Genomic DNA, 553 nt, shown 5'->3' on the forward strand with positions numbered 1-553 from the left:
ACCGCCGTGCAGCGCAATACCGTTGCTGATCGCGGTCATGCCGAACTCGCGCACGCCGTAGTGAATGTAGTTACCGGCCAAATCCTCACCGATGGACTTCGAGCCAGACCACATGGTCAGGTTGCTCGGTGCCAGGTCAGCGGAGCCGCCCAGGAATTCCGGTAGGATCTTACCGAAAGCTTCCAGCGTATTTTGCGAGGCTTTACGGCTGGCGATGTTAGCGGGCTTGGCCTGCAAACCTTCAATGAATTTCTGCGATTCAGCCTGCCAGTCGGTTGGCAGCTTGCCATTCACGCGGCGTTCGAACTCGGCAGCCAGTTCTGGATGCGCTTTCGCATAGGCGGCGAACTTGTCGTTCCACGCGGCTTCTTTTGCTTTACCGGCTTCTTTCGCGTCCCACTGAGCGTAGATGTCCTGTGGAATTTCAAATGGTGGATAGTTCCAGCCAATCGCTTTACGGGTTGCCGCGACTTCGTCTGCACCCAGCGCAGCGCCGTGCACTTCATGTGTACCGGCCTTGTTCGGTGAACCGAAACCGATGATGGTTTTGCAC

General features: G+C 57.0%; 1 pseudogene. It reads right to left on the bottom strand.

Features of this window, described 5'->3' with window-relative positions:
- Positions 1-553, bottom strand: a pseudogene (locus tag BS640_RS21825) (transketolase); the annotation flags it as partial.

The sequence above is a fragment of the Rouxiella badensis genome, from assembly GCF_002093665.1.
GTDB lineage: Bacteria > Pseudomonadota > Gammaproteobacteria > Enterobacterales > Enterobacteriaceae > Rouxiella > Rouxiella badensis.